14 protein-coding genes are annotated in these 19,354 nt (G+C 61.7%); 7 read left to right on the plus strand and 7 right to left on the minus strand.

The genetic code is table 11. From position 1 onward, the window contains the following. Positions 1 to 134 precede the first annotated feature (134 nt). Positions 135 to 1,076: a DMT family transporter gene (locus tag JSV08_07760; protein UCF80397.1), complete on the minus strand. Its 942-nt coding sequence runs from the start codon at positions 1,074 to 1,076 to the stop codon at positions 135 to 137. Between the two features lie 304 nt (positions 1,077 to 1,380). Between JSV08_07760 and JSV08_07765 the strand changes: the two genes are divergently transcribed. Both JSV08_07765 and JSV08_07770 read left to right on the plus strand, forming a co-directional pair. Further along, positions 1,381 to 2,946: a CoA-acylating methylmalonate-semialdehyde dehydrogenase gene (locus tag JSV08_07765; protein ID UCF80398.1), complete on the plus strand. Its 1,566-nt coding sequence runs from the start codon at positions 1,381 to 1,383 to the stop codon at positions 2,944 to 2,946. 39 nt (positions 2,947 to 2,985) lie between these two features. Next, positions 2,986 to 4,272: an aspartate aminotransferase family protein gene (locus tag JSV08_07770; protein ID UCF80399.1), complete on the plus strand. Its 1,287-nt coding sequence runs from the start codon at positions 2,986 to 2,988 to the stop codon at positions 4,270 to 4,272. A gap of 169 nt (positions 4,273 to 4,441) precedes the next feature. Here JSV08_07770 and JSV08_07775 read toward each other — a convergent pair whose 3' ends face one another. The 6 genes from JSV08_07775 to JSV08_07800 all read right to left on the minus strand — a co-directional run bounded on the left by JSV08_07775 (position 4,442) and on the right by JSV08_07800 (position 14,813). Then, positions 4,442 to 7,474 (minus strand): CRTAC1 family protein, encoded by a 3,033-nt coding sequence (locus tag JSV08_07775; GenBank protein UCF80400.1) that lies wholly within the window; start codon positions 7,472 to 7,474, stop codon positions 4,442 to 4,444. 32 nt (positions 7,475 to 7,506) lie between these two features. Next, the gene (locus tag JSV08_07780) at positions 7,507 to 10,017 is read right to left on the minus strand and encodes an AAA family ATPase (GenBank protein UCF80401.1); all 2,511 of its coding nucleotides are present in this window, start codon (positions 10,015 to 10,017) and stop codon (positions 7,507 to 7,509) included. 4 nt (positions 10,018 to 10,021) lie between these two features. Continuing rightward, positions 10,022 to 10,681, minus strand: coding sequence for an ABC transporter permease subunit (locus JSV08_07785; protein UCF80402.1), 660 nt, complete (start codon positions 10,679 to 10,681; stop codon positions 10,022 to 10,024). Between the two features lie 17 nt (positions 10,682 to 10,698). Next, positions 10,699 to 11,814 carry an ATP-binding cassette domain-containing protein gene (locus JSV08_07790; GenBank protein ID UCF80403.1) on the minus strand — a complete coding sequence of 372 codons (1,116 nt, stop codon included), beginning with the start codon at positions 11,812 to 11,814 and terminating at the stop codon, positions 10,699 to 10,701. A 59-nt stretch (positions 11,815 to 11,873) separates the two neighbouring features. Beyond that, positions 11,874 to 13,244, minus strand: a complete 1,371-nt coding sequence (locus JSV08_07795) for a sulfatase (GenBank protein ID UCF80404.1) — start codon at positions 13,242 to 13,244, stop codon at positions 11,874 to 11,876. Positions 13,245 to 13,385: 141 nt separating this feature from the next. Next, positions 13,386 to 14,813: a proline--tRNA ligase gene (locus JSV08_07800; protein UCF80405.1), complete on the minus strand. Its 1,428-nt coding sequence runs from the start codon at positions 14,811 to 14,813 to the stop codon at positions 13,386 to 13,388. 102 nt (positions 14,814 to 14,915) lie between these two features. Between JSV08_07800 and JSV08_07805 the strand changes: the two genes are divergently transcribed. The 5 genes from JSV08_07805 to JSV08_07825 all read left to right on the plus strand — a co-directional run bounded on the left by JSV08_07805 (position 14,916) and on the right by JSV08_07825 (position 18,705). Next, positions 14,916 to 15,593: a tetratricopeptide repeat protein gene (locus JSV08_07805; GenBank protein UCF80406.1), complete on the plus strand. Its 678-nt coding sequence runs from the start codon at positions 14,916 to 14,918 to the stop codon at positions 15,591 to 15,593. A 127-nt stretch (positions 15,594 to 15,720) separates the two neighbouring features. Next, positions 15,721 to 16,731 carry a ThiF family adenylyltransferase gene (locus JSV08_07810; GenBank protein ID UCF80407.1) on the plus strand — a complete coding sequence of 337 codons (1,011 nt, stop codon included), beginning with the start codon at positions 15,721 to 15,723 and terminating at the stop codon, positions 16,729 to 16,731. 2 nt (positions 16,732 to 16,733) lie between these two features. After that, a complete protein-coding gene (locus tag JSV08_07815; protein UCF80408.1) occupies positions 16,734 to 17,918 on the plus strand; it encodes an aminotransferase class V-fold PLP-dependent enzyme in 1,185 nt (394 codons plus the stop codon). A gap of 38 nt (positions 17,919 to 17,956) precedes the next feature. Beyond that, positions 17,957 to 18,427, plus strand: coding sequence for a hypothetical protein (locus JSV08_07820; protein UCF80409.1), 471 nt, complete (start codon positions 17,957 to 17,959; stop codon positions 18,425 to 18,427). After that, complete coding sequence (locus JSV08_07825; protein ID UCF80410.1) at positions 18,427 to 18,705, plus strand: hypothetical protein; 279 nt, start codon at positions 18,427 to 18,429, stop codon at positions 18,703 to 18,705. Before JSV08_07820 ends, JSV08_07825 begins: the two co-directional genes overlap by 1 nt. Positions 18,706 to 19,354 lie beyond the last annotated feature (649 nt).

The raw sequence follows: 19,354 nt of genomic DNA on the forward strand, positions 1-19,354 counted from the left end.
CGGCCTCCCACGTGCTAAAGACCAATACTCTAGCAGAAGTGCCTTCTCATGTCAAGTCAAGTTTTGGGTAAAAAAATCCGAAAAAAAGGGGTAGGGGAGGGGGGGGGAATGGCCCGCAGGCTGCCGCTTCGCCGCTACGGGGCGATAAGCATGCCTATGAAAATCAGCACGATGCAGAACCACTGCAAGCCCGTCGGCCTCTCCCTCAGGGCCGGGTGCAGGTAGGCGAACAGGAGCGTCACAGCCGGGTAGGCGCCCGACAAGGTCGTCACGAGCGTGGCCGTGCCCATGCCGTAGGCCACTATGGCCGCCAGGTCCCCGATAACGAACATCGCCGCGGGCGGCGTGGCGTGCTTCACCTCCCCGGCCGGGCAGCCCTTCTGCTCGTCCCGAATCCAGCCGTACCCGCCCAATACGAGCACGCTGCTGAGCATCATATACAACATGAGATTGCTTTCGGTCGTGACCTCGTCCGCGCGGGGCAGCATGTAAAAGTAATCCTGCAGCGTCGCCCCGCTCCCCCAGCAGAAATCGGCCAAAACGGCCTGGATGAACCACAGGGGCATCCCCAAAATCCGGCGCCTGGCCTTCTCGGAGGAGGCGGATTTTTCCCGGTTCCGCCCGGAGGGCTCGTACGCGATGCCGATGCACCCGCCGATCACCAACATGACCCCCAGGTATTGAATGGGAGAGAGGTATTCGTCCAAAAAAATGCGGGCCTCCAGGGCGGTCACGACCGCGTAGGCCGCGGAAACCGTGCCGACGATGCTGACGGGGCCTCCGAGGAGGGACTCGAAGTAAAGAACCCAGCCCGCGGCATCCAGTGTGCCGGCCAGCAGCCCGCAAAACAAGAACTGGTGTACTTCGGGAGCGAAGGGCGAAGGCTTGCCTTCGGCGCTCGTGTAAAAAGCCCACAGAAAATACGCCAGTGTGAGGACGGCCTTTACCCCGATGAAGTACAGGCAGAAGCGGGGAGGCTTCATATCCGCGATGTACATCTTCGCGTACCCCTGGCCAAACCCGTAGAGAAAAAACGCGGATAGCGTAGGCAGCAGCCAAAAATGCGCTTCAGACAATTTCTTACGCCTCTTCTTCCCTAAAGACGGGCGCGCGCAGACGAGATTCGGCCCTCATATTCCGCTTTGACCCATGGTTGACACTTGTTGGCTTTTTTAGATAAAATGCCATTATGCATGTGAGCCCGGAAAAAAACAAGGGCGCAATATTTACCGTGGGAAGAGCCCTGTTCCGGCCATAAGGTCTGCAGAAATCGCAGGCATATCCTTCAGCACTATAGACTTGCTTGACTGACCAGTGTTATTACGCTATTGTGGATGGTAACAAGTGTGGTGATGACCCCAAAATAAAGGAGCTACAGAAATGAGCCCAAAAAAGAGCAAAGGGGCGGCGGGGGAGAAGTCTAAAAATAATCCGAAAAAACTCAAGTTCTTCGTGAACGGCGAGTGGCGCGAGACGAAGAGCGGGAAGTACATGCCCATCACCAACTCGAGCACCGGTGAGGTCATGGCCGAGACGCCGAAGTGCACCGCCGATGAGGTCCGCGAGGCCGTGGAGGCCGCGGAGGCGGCCTTTCCGGAATGGAGCGACACCCCGCTGGCCCTACGCACCCAGGTTATGTTCAAATTCAAGAGCATAGTCGACGATCACATCCACGAGCTGGCCACGCTTCTGGCGACGGAGATGAGCAAGAACTACGCCGAAGCCCGCGGTGACGTGATCAAGGCCGTCGAGGTCGTCGAGCTGGCCTGCGCGCTTCCGGTCACGATGCAGGGCGACAGCCTGATGAACGTCTCCAGGGGGTTCGACACGGTCAGCTACCGCGAGCCGCTCGGGGTGTTCGTAGGCATCGCCCCCTTTAACTTTCCGGCGATGATCCCCATGGGCTGGATGACGCCGCTGGCCCTCACCACGGGCAACACCTACGTGCTCAAGGCCCCAAGCCTGGTGCCCCAGACGTCCATGCGCATGACGGAAATGCTCGCGGATGCCGGGCTCCCACCCGGTGTTTTCAACCTCGTGACCTGCTCACGCAACGAGGCCGAGCTGCTGCTGGAGCACCCGGCGGTCAAGGGCATCACCTTAGTGGGCTCGAAAAAGATCGGCCTGCACGTATACCAGAAGGCCGCGGAAACAGGCAAACGCGTCCAGGCGCTGGTCGAGGCGAAGAACCACGCCCTTATCCTCAAGGACGCCCCCATCATGGCCACCGCCCAGCGGATCATCAACTCGGCCTTCGGCTGCGCGGGCCAGCGCTGCATGGCCCTGCCGGTGATCGCCGTGGAGGAGGCCATTGCCGACGAGATTGTGGCCGCCATCGTCAGTCTGGCCAAGAAACTAAAAATCGGTCCCGCGTGGGAGAAGGATACACAACTGGGGCCGCTGGTCACGCAGGAGCACCTGGATTTCGTCACCGGCTGGATCGAAAAGAGCGTCGAAGAGGGCGCCAAGCTGGTGCTCGACGGCCGGAACCCGAAGGTGCCGCCGGGCTGCGAGGGCGGATACTTCTTGGGCCCGACCGTCTTCGACCATGTCACCCCCAAGATGACGTGCGGCGACGAAGAGGTATTCGGGCCGGTGCTGTACGTGAAGCGCATCAAGGATTTCGAGCATGGCCTGCAGGTGGCCAACGCCAGCGAGTTCGCCAACGGCGGTGCCATCTTCACGCAGAGCGGACACTACGCCCGCGAGTTCGCAAAACGGACCCACTCCGGCATGGTGGGCATAAACGTTGGGATCCCCGTGCCCATCTCGGTCTTCCCCTTCTGCGGGCACAAAAACAGCTTCTTCGGCGACCTGCACGTCATGGGCCGAGACGGAGTCGCCTTCTACACAGAAACCAAGGCCGTAACGAGCTACTGGTTCACGGAAAAAGACCTGAAGGGCGAAAAGGTTGGAACCTGGGAAGGGACGATCTCCCGAACCTAGCTCGAAGCGAAAGACGTTACACGGCTGGAGACAACAACGATGAAAACAAAAGAACTGTACGACTCGTACATGATCACCAGCATGGTCGCGGGATTCGAACCCGTCGTGGTGGCCCGCGCGAAGGGATGCACCTTCACCGGCGACGACGGCCGCGAGTACCTGGACTGCTTCAGCGGCATCGCGGTCGTGAACGCAGGGCACGGCCACCCCAAGGTCCTGGAGGCGGCGCGCAAGCAGCTCGATGAGCTCGTCCACTGCTGCACCTACGTCTACTACAACCCGCGGGCGGCCGAGCTGTGCGAGAAGCTGGCCGCTGCGACGCCGGGCGCGCTCAAGAAGAGTTTCCTCGGAAACAGCGGCGCCGAGGCCATCGAGGGCGCCATGCGCCTGGCGAAGCAGCACACCAAGCGCAAAGAGATCGTGGCCCTCACCCACAGCTTCCACGGCCGCACCGTCGGCACGCTTTCCGTGACGGGAAACCGCGGACGCAAGAAAGGCTCGGGGCCCTATCTCTCGGGAGTCGCCTTCGCCCCGGCGCCCCACTGCTACCGCTGCCCGTTCAAGCTTGAGTATCCGGGCTGCGACGTGGCATGCGCCCATGCCGTGAAGGACATTATCCAAACCCACACCGCGGGTGACGTGGCCGCGTTCCTCGCCGAGCCGGTGATGGGCGAGGGCGGCATCATCGTGCCGCCGAAGGAATACTTCCAGATCGCGGCGGGCATCATCCGCGACGACGGGGGCCTGTTCATCGCCGACGAGGTGCAGAGCGGGTTCGGCCGCACCGGAAAGCTTTTCGCCATCGAGCACTACGGCGTCGAGCCGGACATCATGTGCATGGCGAAGGGCATCGCGGACGGCTTCCCGCTGGGCGCGTTCATCGCGCGCGAGGACATCGCCGACGCCTTCACGCCAGGCGACCACCTCTCGACCTTCGGCGGAAATCCCATCAGCTGCGCGGCGGCCATGGCCAACCTCGGAGTCATGAAGGACGAAAAGCTTCCGGAGAACGCCGCGGCGCGCGGCGCGCAGCTCATGGAGCGCCTGAAAGCCTTCAAGCAGAAGTGCAAGCTCGTGGGCGACGTCCGCGGCAAGGGGCTGATGATCGGCATCGAGCTCATCAAGGACGCGAAAAAAACCCCGGCGCCAAAGGAAGCCAAGGCGACCCAGAAGCTGTGCCGCGAGGCCGGCGTCCTGGTCGGCGTGGGCGGCACGACCGGAAACGTCGTGCGCCTTCAGCCGCCGCTCGTCATCACCGAGGCGCAGGCCGCTCAGGCGGCGGACGCCTTGGAGAAGGCCTTACTCGAAGTCGCCAAGACGGCGTAGGCGCAGAGGCTGGGCCTCGTACTGGATTGTAGGGCGCACCCCACGCGGGTTGCGCCCTACTTTATTGTTGCCGATATCCCTTGTTCCAGGGAGCGCAGTTCTGCGCGCCCTGACTCACGTCTGGCGACAGCTGGTTTGGGAGGGTAGGGCAGGAACCGGGCTGCTTTCGCTACGTTTCCTGGGCGATGGTCACAAGGGTGTTGGATGCCGCGTTCTTTACCACCTGGCTCGTGCCGTTGGGCCACGTCACCCGGATCTCGTCGGCTCCGTCGTTTTGCCCGAGGCCGAAGTGCAGAATTTCCGGCTCCTGCGACAAAAACCCCAACCCGCACGTGACGTGCTTACGCATCACCAAATCCCCGGCCTTCACGACTACCTCCGCCCCCACGCCGTTCCGGTTGTCCGTCTCGCCCCGGAGCCGGAGCTTCAGCCAGCGGTTGCCGCCCTTCTGCTCGTTCCTCAGGACCACCGCCTTGTCGTGGAAGTTGTTAACGACCAGGTCGAGGTCGCCGTCGTGGTCCATGTCAAAGCGCGCGAAGGTACGGCTCGATCCCAGGAAGAGTCCGGGTGAATCGACGTCCACGAGATAGAAGTACCCGTTGTGGTTCAGAAAAAGTCTGTTGTTGTCGATATGCAGGTCGCTCAGCCAGCCGTTCGCCAGATACATATCGGGGTCGCCGTCGTTCTCGTAATCGAAGAACGCGGCATGCCAGGACCAGCCGTACTCTCCGGGCTCGAACCACTGGTCGAGCTTGTCTTCGAGGAGCTTTCCTCCCTTGTTCACGTACAAGGCACAGTCTTCCATGAATCGAAACCCGTAAAGAACGGTGTCCGAGATGTCGTTCACGGTTTCGTCCCTCGGAAACCTGTGCCGGATTCTTCTGGAATACATATCGATGTTCGAGACGAAAACGTCCCAGAACCCGTCCGCGTTCACGTCCACGAAACTCACGTTCATGCTGTGGCCGCGTATGCGGGGGAGGGCCTCCGAAGTGACGTCTCGAAACGTCCCGTCCCCCAAGTTCTCGAACATGCTGTTCGCAGCGAAATCGTTCGAGATGTAAATATCCTCGTCGCCGTCCCGATCGAAATCGAACGCCGCCGCCGCCTGAACCCAGCCCGGGTCCCCCAGTCCGGCCCTCTCCGTGACGTCGGCGAACTTCAGGCCCCCCTTGTTCTCGAAAAGCTTGTTCGGGTATCCGTTCCTGCCCCCGAGCGTAGGACTGATGCCCTTGTCCCACGGCCCGTAACCGGACACGAACAGGTCCAGGTCGCCGTCCTTGTCGTAATCGAAAAAGAACGACATCCCCGGTACCGGGGGAGCCGCCTCGACCCCAGCCGCCGCCGTGACGTCGGTGAAATGCCCCTCCCCGTCGTTCTCCCAGAGCCGCGACACCCCGAAGGCGTTCGCCAGAAAAAGGTCCAAATCCCCGTCGTTGTCCACGTCGGCAAACAGGGCCGAACGGCCCTCGGACAAGTCGGCGACACCTGCCTCCTCGGTAACGTCTCGGAATTTCCCGTTCCCGAGGCCTTTGTAGAGCTTGTTGTCCCGGCCGCTTATGAGGTAAACGTCCATCCAGCCGTCGCCGTCCACGTCGCCCACGGCGAGGCCGCCGCCGGCGTACTTGGGCTTGCCCTCGCCGCTCAATTTCTGGCTCACAGTTTTTTCGTTGGATTCATGAAGAAAATCAATTCCCGAATCCTGCGTGACGTCCGCGAAGAAAGGAAGCGGATACGTCTTGAGCAAGGCTTCTTTTTCCCGCTTATGCGTTTCGCTCCAGGCCGAGTCGGGGACTTCCGGAGGCAGAACAAACTTTGCCATGTTGGAAAGCTCGGCGAAATCCTGGGCCGTGATGACGGTTTTTCCTGCGGCCTTGGCCAGTTCCTCCGCTCCCACCAGGTAATACGTGGCCAGGATGGACACGGCCTCGGAGATGAACTCGGCCGCGAACGGCGTCAGGGGTTTTCCCTTTCCCGCAAGCCAGACGTCTTCCATAATCTGCCAATGAAGGGCGTTGTCGCGCAGGGCGTCCATGTCGCGCTCGATGAGAGTAACGGTGACGATGTCGCTTTCCGCCGCGCCTTCGCCCGAGCGGTGGGGACGGCCGAACCTCAAAACCACGTCGCCGTTGAACAGCAGGCGGTAGGGAAGCACCCCCTGAATCCGCTCGCGATCCTCGGCTTCGTCGATCACCACCCCGGGACAGTCCGAAGCCAGGGCCATGTAGAATTCCCTGAGCTGTTCAATCAGGTATTGAACGCCCTCCTTGTCCACAGGAATGCCGGAGAGCTCGTTGATGAACTGCTCGACGTTCTCCTCTACCGCGCCGGCGTTGTATCGTTTGAGGGATTCTATCTTTCGGCGAATCAGCTTCCGCGTCAACGTGTTAAGAAATTCGCGCTCCCGCTCTCCGAGTTGTTTCTTCGCCGCTTCGGAGGAAGCGCTTTCCCCCCGCCCGCTCACGGGGGAGGGGAGGGCGTCCAAGGCATGCATTTCCGCGATTCTCTCAAACGCTTCCCGGACGTGCGGGGCATGCGAGTGCACGCGCCTGTCCTCGTTGGAAACATTGGTGGTCTCCCTCAACAGCTCGAGCGAGAGAGAAGAGACGATGCGCGAGAGCTCGATGGTGGCTTCCGGAGTCAGGGGCTTGAGGAGCACGGGTCGCTCCTCGTAGAGGCCTATACCGCACACCGCGTCCTGAATGACGGAGAGGAGGATTCGCCAGTGCTCCGATGTCGTTCGGTAGTCTGTAAAATCGTTGAAGCCCAGTTCTTTGAAAATTTCCTTGCCCCCGCGAACCTGGTAAATCGGCACCTTACCGCGGCCCTGCCGGCTGACGCGGGCGAGGTCTTCCGACGTGATGTGCGTTCCCTTGGCCGCCACGGAAGTTTTTTCCCAGAGCCGGTCGGTGAGCTCCTGCATGGAGCGGATTTTCTCAAGCACCGCCATCGGGGTATGCGGCTTCTGGGCGATGAAGTTGTCGAGCTTGCAGAAGCTGGACCAGCACACCACGTCCTCCTTCGTTTCGAGTAGGGCGATTTGCTCAAAGACGAAGTCCGCCATCTCGAACAAATCGGCTGGAGCGGCCGATGTGACCGACCCCGCTTCCGCATGCCCGAAGCGGTTCCAGCCGTACCATCCCGCTGCCAAGATAAGCAGCACAACGGCCAGCGCTGCGGCCAGGTAACGTGGTTGTAGCATTAGACTATGCTACCGTCTAGAAGGGAGGAGGGTCAAATGCGCCTGCGCTCCTTGCGCTTCTTCCGCGGCTTCGACGAGGCTTTCTTGTCCGCGGGCTTCTTGCGGTGGTCGCCGAAGCGGCGGAGCGTGAGCGCCATCTCGCGCAGGCGCTTGTCCACCAGGGCGTAGAGCGTGCCTTTCGGGAACACGCCGTTTCGGCCGCGCTGCCCCGCGGGCTTCCCCATCAGAAGAGGCACGGCCTCGTCCACCCTCGAGATGGCGTAGATGTGAAATTTCTCCTTCCGCACCGCCTCGACGACCTCCTTCTTGAGCATAAGGCTCTGCTCGTTCGCCTTCGGGATAACGACCCCCTGCCGTCCCGTAAGGCCCTTGATCCTGCATACCTCGAAAAAACCTTCGATCTTCTCGTTGACGCCGCCCACGGCCTGCACCTCGCCCTTTTGGTTCACGGAGCCCGTGACGGCGATGCCCTGCCGAATGGGCACGCGGGCGATGCTCGAGAGGATGACGCAGAACTCGGCGACGGAGGCGCTGTCGCCGTCGATTTCCGAGTAACTCTGCTCGAAGCAGAGGCTGGTTGCCAGCGAAAGGGGCTTGTCGTGCGCGAAGCGCTCGCCCAAGAGGCCCGAGATGATAAGGACGCCCTTGTCGTAGGCGGAGTGGGAGAGCTTGACGCGGCGCTCGATGTCCACGATGCCTTCTTCGCCGAGGCGCGTGGCCGCCGTAATCCGCGCCGGTCGGCCGAAGGCGAAGTGGCCGAAGTCGTAAACGGTGAGGCCGTTCACCTGCCCCACGACGCCGCCGCGCGTGTCCACGAGGAGCGTGCCCTCGGCGATGAGCTCGCGAATTTTTTCGCTGATGAGGCTCGAGCGGTAGAGGCGCTCCTCGAGCGCCTGCTCGACGTGGGCGCGGGTTACGGTTTTGCTTCCCTCCTCATGGCACCAGTGTGCCGCCTCGCGCGCCAGGTCGGCGATGTCAATGAGGCGGAGAGAGAGTTTCTTCTGGTTTTCGGCCACCCGTGCACCGAACTCGACTACCGCGGCGACGCTGCTTGCGTCGAAGTGCGGCAAATTCTCCTCGTGCGCGATGCGCGCGATGAAGCGGGCGTAATCGTTTGAGGTGCGCACGGAGAGGGGAACGTCGGTCTCGAAATCGGCGCGCACCTTGAAAATTTTTCGAAAATCCTCGTCGTAGCGATGGAGAAGCTGGTAAATATAGGTGTTGCCGAAGAGAAGGACCTTGACATGCAGCGGAATCGGCTCGGGACGGAGGCCGGTCGTGGGAACGCCGCCGTGCGCCTCGCCGATGTCCTCGATCGAGACCTCACGGGTAATAAGCGCCCGCTTGAGCGCGCTCCAGGCGAAGGGACGCCTCAGAATGTCCGCCGCGTTGAGAAACAGGTAGCCGCCGTTTGCGCGAAGGAGAGAGCCCGCTTTGATGCGCGTGAAATCCGTGTAGACCATGCCCATCTGAACGGCTTTTTCGACGCGCCCGACGAGGTTGTAGTACGAAGGATTGAGCTCCTCGACGACGGGCGCGCCCTGGCTTTCGGAGCTGTCCACCAGCAGATTGACGCGGTAGCGCTGAAACATCTCGGACGCCTCGAACGCGGAGGCGAACTCGGCCAGCTCCTTCCCCGCTTGGGCCGGAGCAATCTCCCCGCCGCTCTTCTCGGCCTCCAGGAAATCCTGATGGTTGGCCATGATGTCCTCCTCAAGCGCGCGCAGATAGTCGGCCACGTGGGAGGAATATTTCGCGAAACACTCGTTGAGCTCATGGAAGAGGGGCTCCACGATGAAGCGCAGGGCATAGCGGTCGAGCTCCTTCCACTGCGCCTGGAGGCGCTGGTCGAGCTCGCGCAGGGCGCGGAAGTGGTCGCGCAACTCCTCGTGGAGTGTCGCTTGCCGGCGCTCGATGTCCTTGCGCGCCTCGGGATCCAAGGCCGCAAACTGCGCCGGCGTAATCGGCTTCCCCTTCACGAGGGGCAGTGTCACGAAGCCTCCATCCGTCCGCTGGATTTGGAATTGAAGCTCCTTGGCGCGTTTCTCCATCTGGCCGAGAATTTCCGCCTTCTTTTCTTGAAACGCCTCCGTGACGTTCTGCTTCTGCATCTCGTGCTCCTTGCCGCGGAACGTCTTGGGAATGTCCTCGGCCAGCTTCGCCACGGCTCCCTGGATCGCCACGGCGAATTCCCGCTCGACGCCCGCCGGAAACGACAGCGCCATGGGGCGGTCGGGGTCTTGGAAGTTGTACACGTAGCACCAGTTGTTGGGCTGCGGGCGCTTGAGCGCCAGGGCTTCCGTCAGGCGCCGCGTCACCCGGTGCTTGCCCATTCCCACCGGGCCGGCCACGTAGAGATGGTAGCCCTTACTTTCCATGTCCAGCCCGAATTCGATGGACGCGACGGCGCGCTTCTGGCTGATGATGTGGCGGCTGTCAAGCTTCAAATCCGCCGTGCTTCGAAAGCGGAATCGGCTCTTCGGCACCGACCGCCGCAGGCGGCTTGCGGGAAGGGGACGGGGGGCTCGGGTGGTTTTCGGCATGGCTTCAGAAACTCAGCACATTGCTTTCCGAAAGGGGCTGCTGTTCAAAGCGCTCAAACCTCCACCGCAGCGCTTTAAGGACCTCGTTCAGCCCAAGCGCCCCGAGGCAGAGCACCGTGCCGCCCGCAAGGCAGTGAGCGGGCCGGTTCTGCACGATGCCCGTGAAAATGAGGTTCCCGAGACCCCCGACGCCGACGAATCCGCCAAGCGCCACGAGCGCCAGCGCCGCGAGCAGCGCAAGGCGCAGTCCTTCCAGGAAAAACGGCATGCTTTGAGGCAGCTTGAGAAGGAAGAAAAGGCGCACTTCGCTCAACCCCATGCTGCGGCATGCCTTGAGCGTGGTCTGATCGACGCGGCGCATGCCGCGCGACGTGCAGCAAACGACGGGCACAAGCGCGTAGACCCCCACAAGAATGTTCACCGCGGCCGCGCCCTTTCCATGGGCACCTATCGCGAGCCCCAAAAGGCCCACGAAAGGGAAGGCGTAAAGCACGTGGAGTATGGTGTCGCCCAGGCGGTCGCAGAGCCTCGTGTGCGAAAGAAGCCAGGCAATCGGGATTCCCACCACTACCGCGGCCCCCACCGAGCTGAGGCTTAGGGTCGCGTGTTCCAAAGCGGCCTCCAGCACGAGGCGCGTCTGATCCGATGTGAGCAGAGACAGCATAGATGATTCTCCTTGCGTTACAAAAGCTTTTCAAGTTGTTTGGAAATACCCTTCCGCGTGATGAGTCCTTGGAGGCAATTCGATTCATCTGTAACGGGAAGGAACTCCTCCTCGCTTTCCACGAAAAATCCCAGGGCGTCCGAAAAGCTGTCCGTCGTATTCAATGCAAAGACGTTGGTTTTGACGGCGTCGCCGATGCGCCGCTCTGGGTTCCCGTCTTGAACATCCTCAAGGCTGATAAGGCCCTGCAGCACGCGGTTTTCGTCCGCGACGAGGAGGCTTCCGATGCGGTGCTTGCGCATCAAAAACACCGCCCGCGACACGGGAAGATTCGCCTGGGAAAGTGTAATGAAGATGGGATCGCGAATCATCAACTCGGCTAGGCTCACGGCTTCAAGCTCGATTTGAAACTTGTGCCGCCGCACGAGCGCCTCGCCGTACTTGGTGCGGGGACTCCGGATGAACGTCTTCGTGTCCGCCGCTTCGAGAACGCGGCCCTCCTTCATCAGCACCACCACGGTCGCAAGCTTTACGGTTTCGACGACGTCGCGTGTCGCGATTACGAACGTGGTTTTGGGGCAAAGGGAGCGGACGCGCAGGAACTCGCGCCGCATGAGGTCGCGCTCCGTGCGGCCGAGTCCGAAGAACGGCTCGTCCAAAAGCACGAGCGGCGGACTCGCCACGAGCGCGCGTGCAAACGCCGCTTGCAGGCGCTCAATGGAGCTTGCAAAAGCCGGATATTTTCCAGCGGCGGCATCATCAAGCCCGACCACCCCTAGGATGCGGGTGATTTCCTCGCCGCGGCGGGCTCTCGGAAAAGACGCCAAGCGCGGCGCGAGGGCGACGTTTTGGCGAAGGGTTCGATGTGGAACGAGGCCGCCTCCGGGCACGACAAAGCCCATCGTGGCCCGGTGTTCGAGCACATTCACCCGGTTTACGTCCACGCCGCCCACCTGAATCTGCCCGGAAGTGGGGCCCTCGAGCCGGTTGATGAGCCGGAGCAGTGTGGATTTGCCCGACCTCTCCTCCCCCAGAAGAGCCGTCGTGCTGTTTTCCTCGACGAGGAGCTCAATGTCCTTGAGCGCGGTAACGTCAGGACGGTAGTATTTGCTAACGCCTTTCAGATAAACCATACGGCCACCTCATTTCGCATGCGGTATGGAGAACGCTCCCGAGCTTCGGCGCGCGACGTTCAGTTCGTGTAGCCAAGGCTCCGGAGTTTTTCTTCATCTTCGCGCGAGAGAGTGGCCGCGGGGGATACAACCGCCGTCGACTTAATCCTCTGCACCAGCCGGTGGCCGGTGTCTTGGTAGCGGGGAAACTCTTGGAAAAGATTCTCCTGCTCCCATGGGTCGCTTGCGAGATCGTACACTTCATGCTGCTTGGTTGCAGGCGTGTAGATGATCTTGTGGGGAGCTGAGAACATGCCCACCTTGCGGGGCAGCGTGGAAGGCTCGCGCCGAAAGAGCCACCGCAGTATGCGCGGCACGTGCCCTATCGCGCCGGAGTACGTCTGGAAATATAACGTACGCCCGGCGTCGGAAGGCGCTTCACCTTCAATCCAAGGTTTCAAACTCATTCCCTGAAATTGTCGAGGCGAGGAAAGGCCCAACAGTTCCAGCACCGTCGGGGCCACGTCCAGCAAGGCCACCGTCCCTGGAACCACCTTCCCTCGCGGAAGATGCGAGTCATAGCGCACCAGCAGGGGTACGGCAAGATTGGTCTCGTACACCTTGCGTCCGTGCCCCAGATAGCCGTGCTCCCCCAGGCTTTCGCCGTGGTCGGAGGTCAGCACGATCAGGGTGCGCTCGGTTAGTTTCATCGATTCCAGTTCATCCAAAAACAGTCCAACGTATGAATCGGTGTAGGAAATTTCCTGGTTGTAGTGCTCGACCTTGCGGCGCTCGGGGATTTCCAAGCCCCAGCGGCCGTGGGAGGCGGGATTGGGCTCGGGATCGGCGAATTCGGGATGGGCGCGGTATGGAGCATGGGGGTCAAAAAAGTGCAGGAACAAAAAGAACGGTTTTCCCTCGGCGGCCTTCTCCTTGAGCCACGCCGTGGCATGGGGAAGCGTTTCCTCGGCCGAGCGCTTCGTATTGACGACCCGGTAGCGGTCGGTCATCGCGTCGTCGTAGACGTCGAAGCCGCGGTCGAGGCCCGTCATGCGCCGCCGGAGCGTCCAGCCGCTCAAGAAAGCCCCCGTCGCGTAGCCTTGCTCCTTGAGGATCTCCGCCAGTGTAACGACCGAATCGACGACGGGCACGCCGTTTCGGATGGAGCCGTGCTCGTGCGGATAGAGCGACGTGAGCATCGTGGCGTGCCCGGGTCCCGTGAGAGGCACCTGCGAGAAACAGTGTGTGAATCGGACACCCCTTCTTGCCAGCTTTTGGTCGATTTGAGGCGAAGTTACGGCGGGATAGCCGTAGCATGAGAGGTGGTCGGCCCGCAGCGTGTCGATGGAGATGAGGACGACGTTGGGGCGGTCAGCCGCCCCGGCCGTGTCTCCGTGGGCCGCCCCCACTAGGCTTGAGCAGATCAGGATGATGGAACAGGTAAGCCGCATAATCAGTATTTGACGTCTCCCGCTTTGGTAGTGCTCAAGGTGCCACTATAACACAAGGGTAAAATGGAATGCAAAAAAAGGGTAGGGTACCGTCCTCCATCCGAGCGGAGGCGGAAGCCTCCAACGGCGCGGCCGCACCGGTCAATATCCCTTTGCGAAATACACGTTCCGCTCCGACGCGCCGCCGCAGGCGACGCATTTGCCCGCCTCCTTTGATTCGTCAAGCGGAATCGCGCGTAGCGTGGCCTTGGTGTCCTCTTGAATCCTGTCCTCGCAGGCGCTCTTGCCGCACCATGGGGCGAACAGAAAGCCCCCCCGCTCTTCGAGCTTGGCCTTGAAGTCCTCGTAGCCGTCCACGCGGTGCGTGCGCTCCTCGCGGAAGCTCAGGGCGCCGTCGAGCATCTCCTTCTGCACGCGCTCGAGGATTTCGAAAATCTCCGACTCGACGCGGTCGAGCGGGAGAGGGCTCTTCTTCCCGCGGACGGCCACAGTGACCTGGTTTTTCTCCAGGTCGCGCGGGCCGATCTCAAAACGCACCGGTACGCCCTCCACCTCCCACTTGTAGAACTTGTTTCCAGGGGTCACCGTGTCGCGGTCATCGAGGACCAGGCGAACGCCCTTGGCCTTGAGGCCGGCTTCGAGCTTCCGGGCGGCCTCCAGGACGCGGCCGCGGTCATCGTCCGACTTGTAGATGGGCACGATGACGAGCTGCCGCGAGGCGATTCGAGGCGGAAGCATCAGGCCCCGGTCGTCGCCATGTGCCATGATGACCGCGCCGATGAGCCGCGTGGAGACGCCCCATGACGCCTGCCAGCAGTACTGCCAGTCGCCGCGCTCCGTCTGGTACTTCACGTCGAAAGCCTTCGAGAAATTCTGCCCCAGGTTGTGCGACGTGCCCATCTGGAGCGCGCGCCCGTCCTTCATGAGCGCCTCCAGGGTATAGGTGCGGAGGGCGCCCGCGAATCTCTCCTTTTCGCTCTTGAGCCCCTTGATGACGGGGATGGCAAGCTCCGTTTCGGCGAACTCGGCGTACATGTCCAGAATCTTTCGCGTCTCCTCTTCGGCATCGGCTTCGGTGGCGTGCGCCGTGTGGCCCTCCTGCCACAGGAACTCCGTCGTGCGCAGGAAGAGCCGCGTGCGCATCTCCCAGCGCACCACGTTCGCCCACTGGTTCAGAAGAAGCGGCAAATCGCGGTACGATTTAATCCACTTGGCGTACATGTGGTACATGACCGTCTCCGACGTGGGGCGGACCACGAGCGGCTCGTCGAGCTTCTTGCCGCCCCCATGGGTGACGACGGCGCACTCGGGCGCAAAACCCTCGACGTGCTCTTTTTCCTTGCGAAGAAAACTTTCTGGGATGAAGAGCGGGAAGTAGGCGTTCCGGTGCCCGAGGGCCTTGATCCGCTCGTCGAGGGCGCGTTGTATGTTTTCCCAGAGCTCGTAGCCGTTCGGGCGGATGACCATGCAGCCGCGCACGGGCGAGTAGTCCGCAAGCTCGGCGACGCGGCACACGTCGTTGTACCACTCGGCAAAATCCTTGGACTGGGGCGTGATTCGCTCGGGCATAGGCTTTCTATCGTAGGGGAATCGGGAGAAAGATGCAAAATTGGCTGGAGGAAGCAACCTGCTTGCGTGCTGGGCGTTCCTGTCTGTAGAATGAAAGCCGACATGTGTAGCTTGCGCGTTTTAGCGGCGACGATCGCGGTGGCGCCCTTTTTTGTGGGCGCGGCGGCGATGAAGCCCATGTGGCAGACCCCCTACGGCCTCAACAAGAAGGGCAACGCCCTCTACGAGAAAGGCGACTTTGAAGGCGCGCTCGAGCACTACGACGAGGCGCTCGTGCTTCTTTCCGAGTCGCCCCCCCTTCACTTCAACCGCGGAAACGCCTTCTTCCGCGACCAGAAGCTTGAGGAAGCGCTCGAAGCGTACGCGCACGCCTTCGAGGAAAGCGACCCCGGGGACGCGGAGGCGAAGGCCACGCGCCAGGCCGCGGCCTACAACGCCGGAAACACCCTGTACGAGTCGGAAAAATACTCCGAGGCGCTGGAGGCCTACCGCGAGGCGCTCCGGCTCGATACGGGCGACCTGGACGCCAAGCGCAACTACGAGCTAGCGTTGCAGCAGATGCAAAGCTGCCAGAGGCAGGAGGGTGAGGAAGGTGAAGAAAATGAAGAGGAAGCCTCGGAATCCCAGGAAGGCGAGCAGCAGGAGGCGGCTCCCGACGAGCTGACGGAGGAGGAAGCGCAGCGCCTTCTCGAAGCCCTGCGGCAGCACGAGCAAGAGGCGCTCGAAGAGCTCGAGGAGAAGAAGCGCGTCATCATGCCTATGCGGGGCCTCGACTGGTAGCCGTTTCTCCCGCCCCGAATACGCCGAGAAGCTCCCCGTCCGGGGAGTTTTTTTGCCTTGCAGGACCGGGGATCCGAAGGGCGGAACGCTCCTTGGCTCGGCCGCATGACTTGGGTATAATTGACCGATGGAAGAGCACCGCTACGCGCGCCAGACTCTGTTCAAACCGCTCGGAACGAAGGGGCAGGAGCGGCTCGCGGTCTCCACGGCCGTGGTCGTCGGATGCGGCGCCCTGGGGAGCCGGGCGGCGGAGCTTCTCGCGCGCGCGGGCGTCGGGCGCATCCGCGTCGTGGACCGCGACGTCGTCGAATGGAGCAACCTCCAGCGTCAGGCGCTCTTTGGCGAGGACGACGTCAAGGCGGTCATGCCCAAGGCCGCGGCGGCGGAGCGCAGGCTTCGCGCCCTGAACTCCGGCATAGCCGTCGAGGGCGTCGTGGCCGACGTCACCCCGTGGAACGTTTTGGAAATCATCGGCGGCGCGGACGTCGTCGTGGATGGTCTCGACAATTTCGAGGCGCGCTACCTGCTGAACGACGCCTGCGTCAAGCAGAATCTCTCCTGGATCTACGGAGGCGCCGTTGCGTCTTACGGCGTGACGATGAACGTTCTGCCGGGCAGGGGGCCATGCCTTCGCTGCGTTTTTTCGCAGATGCCGCCCCCCGGCGGCCCGACGTGCGACACGGCGGGCATCCTGGCCCCGGCGGCGGCGTGGGTGGCGGCGCACCAGGCGATGGAGGCCGTCAAGATTCTTTCGGGAAACGAGGGGGCGGTGCGGCGGACGCTTCTTTCGGCGGACCTGTGGAAAAACCGGGTCGAGGAAATCTCCCTCCCCGAGGAACCCCATGCGGACTGCCCCGCCTGCGCGAAGCGCGTGTTCGAATTTCTTGAAAATACCGCAAGCGCCCACGTCTCGCTCTGCGGGCGGAACGCCGTGCAGGTGCGGCCCGCCCGGCCCGCAACGTTGGACCTCGAAGCGCTCGCCTCGCGCGTGGGCGGCGCGCACCGGAACAAGTACTTGGTGCAATTCTCCGCGAACGGCTGCGAAATGACGGTCTTCGCGGACGGGCGCGCGATGATCTCGGGCACGGACGACGTTACGACGGCGCGGAGTCTTTACGCGAAGTGGGTGGGTGCGTAGCCATGAGCAGCCCTATTATCTACCTCGACAACGCCGCGACCTCGTATCCCAAGCCGGAGCGCGTCTACGAGAAAATCGTTGCGTTCGGCAAATCGCTCGGCGCCAACCCCGGGCGCGCGCTCTACAAGATGGCCGTGGACGCGGGCGAGGAGTACGAGCGGGCGCGGCAGGCGGTCGCCCGGTTCTTCGGCGTCGGGGATCCCTCCCGCATCGTTTTTACTATGAACGCCACCGACGGCATCAACATGGCGCTCAAGGGCATTCTGCGCGCGGGCGACCACGTGGTGTCGAGCACCTTCGAGCACACGTGCGTCCTGCGCCCGCTCAACCGCCTGGCCAAGGAGGGGTGCATCGAGCTGGCGCGCGTTCCGCCCGAGGCCGACGGGCGCCTGAGCCCGGAGCGCATCGCGCGCGCGATGCAGAAGAACACGAGGCTCGTCGTCGTAACCCACGTCTCGAACGTTATCGGAATCCTGCAGCCCGTTCAGGAAATCGCCGAGGCGGCGCACGGGCGCGGCGCCCTGGTGATGATCGACTCGGCGCAGGCGACGGGGGTCGTGCCCATGGACGTGGAGGAGCTGGGGCTGGACGTGATGGCGACGACGGGCCACAAGTCGCTCTTCGGCCCCCCCGGAACCGGCGTCCTCTACGTCCGCGAGGGCGTGGACATCTCGCCCTGGCGCGAGGGCGGCACGGGCGACTCGGAGGAATTCCAGCCCGAGAAATTCCCCGTGCGCCTCGAGGGGGGCACGCTCAACACATGGGGCGTCGTGGCGCTCGCCGAGGGCATCCGCTTCCTCGAAGAGGTGGGGGTCGAAAAGGTGCACGAGAAGGAGAGCCGCCTCGCCGGGATGGTCTTTGCGGCCCTCGGGGAGGACGAGCGGATCTTTTTATACGGCCCATCTGATGCGCCGCGCACGGGGATCCTCACCTTCAACCTGTGCGGCGTGGCGCCCCCGATCGTCGGAAACATTCTCGATGAGCGCTTCGGGATCTGCGTCCGCACGGGCCTCCATTGCGCCCCCGGCGCCCATGCGCTCTACGACCAGCCGGAGGGCGGCGTCCGCGTGAGCCCCGGCTGGTTCACGACGGAGGAGAACATCAAGACGCTCATCGACGCGGTTCGAGAAATCGCGGACGAGCTGGCAAAAGAACCGGCCGTGCGGCGCGGGGCCGCAGGCACCTAATAGGCCATGCTTCCATAAGAAAAGAAAGGAGAAACATCATGACGCGAAAAACACTCTGGCTTTTTATGGCCGTCTTGCTTGTCTTTCCCGTGGCGGGCTCCCACGCGGCCAAAAAGAAGAAGTCGCTATTGCTCGAAGGTCAGGAGGAGCTTGGGAGCTACGTCTGGCAAAAGCACGAGTGCCTCGTCTACAAGCACGAGAAAGGCATCGGCATCGTCATCGCCCCGAAGCGCGAGGAGGAGATTGCGCGCGTCGACGCGCAATTCTTCGACGGCGTGTTCTACTTGGCCCTCCGCGACAAGCGCGTCCACAAGATGATCGCCGTGGAGAAAGGGCGCATCTCCAGGGTGACGGACGTTATCAAGACGCAGTGCCTCCAGGCCGGAAAATTTATCTCGGAAGAAGTCCAGAAAGAGCTGGAAAAAGCTTATCGAACCAAGCACCGCAATTACTTCAAGGAGTTCGTCCTTCCGAACAAGGACGAGTTCCGGGTTTTCGTCTTCGTGTAATGCCTTTCTGCCACGCCTGCGGAAGTGAGATTAAGGAGGAAAAGCCCCAGCGCTCGACGCAGTGCGAGCAATGCGGCGCCGACGTTCACGTCTGCCTCAACTGCCGCTACCACGACCGCTCCGCCCCGAACGAGTGCCGCGAGCCGCAAGCCGAGTGGGTGCGCGACAAGGACAAGGCGAACTTCTGCGACTGGCTTGAGCTTTCGGAACGCGGCCCGCGCGACCGTGGGAAGGAGCAAGCGGCCAAGAGTACGTTTGAGGATCTTTTCAAGAAATAGCAAAAGGCAAGTTTTTTATCTACAATAACCTTATGAGCGGGAGTAGCTCAGTGGCAGAGCATCGGCCTTCCAAGCCGATTTAGGCCAATTTCGGAACCCTTTTACCGACACCGACTTACAACCTAACTCCCTATCAGACAAGGATTTTCCTTTTGGTGCGACTCGGTGGGGGGGTGGTGTGCTTTTGTGGGGTCAGTGGTTGAAAAATGGTTGAATCTGAATGGGGCATTTGAAGAGGGGGGCCAAGCCCCTCCGCTATCGACCATATACCAAGTAGTCTAAGTCTCAAATCGAACCTCAAAATAGCATTAGTTCCATGTAACTTTTGATGTAATGGGGGCAATTGATGAGAAACTACTTTAGGTATTGGCGTTCTGATGCACGGTTTTGGCGTGATGTAAACCCGTTGGGGTGTCTCTCTACACTCTCCGAGGAAATTTCTGCTCTCAAGGCGGATCGAAAATAGAGAAGGGGGGAGGGGAGGAGCCGGAAGGAAGAAGGTTAACCATTCAATATATTGCCCTATAAAAACGCGCTCAGAAATTGAAAAAGTTTCGTTTTCGTTCTCTACAGTAGCCCAACCCTTTCAGTGTCCTTGGGGTAAAAATCACCCTTTATGCCCACCCTATACCATACCTAGTAATTATAT

The sequence above is a fragment of the Acidobacteriota bacterium genome, from assembly GCA_020349885.1.
GTDB lineage: Bacteria > Acidobacteriota.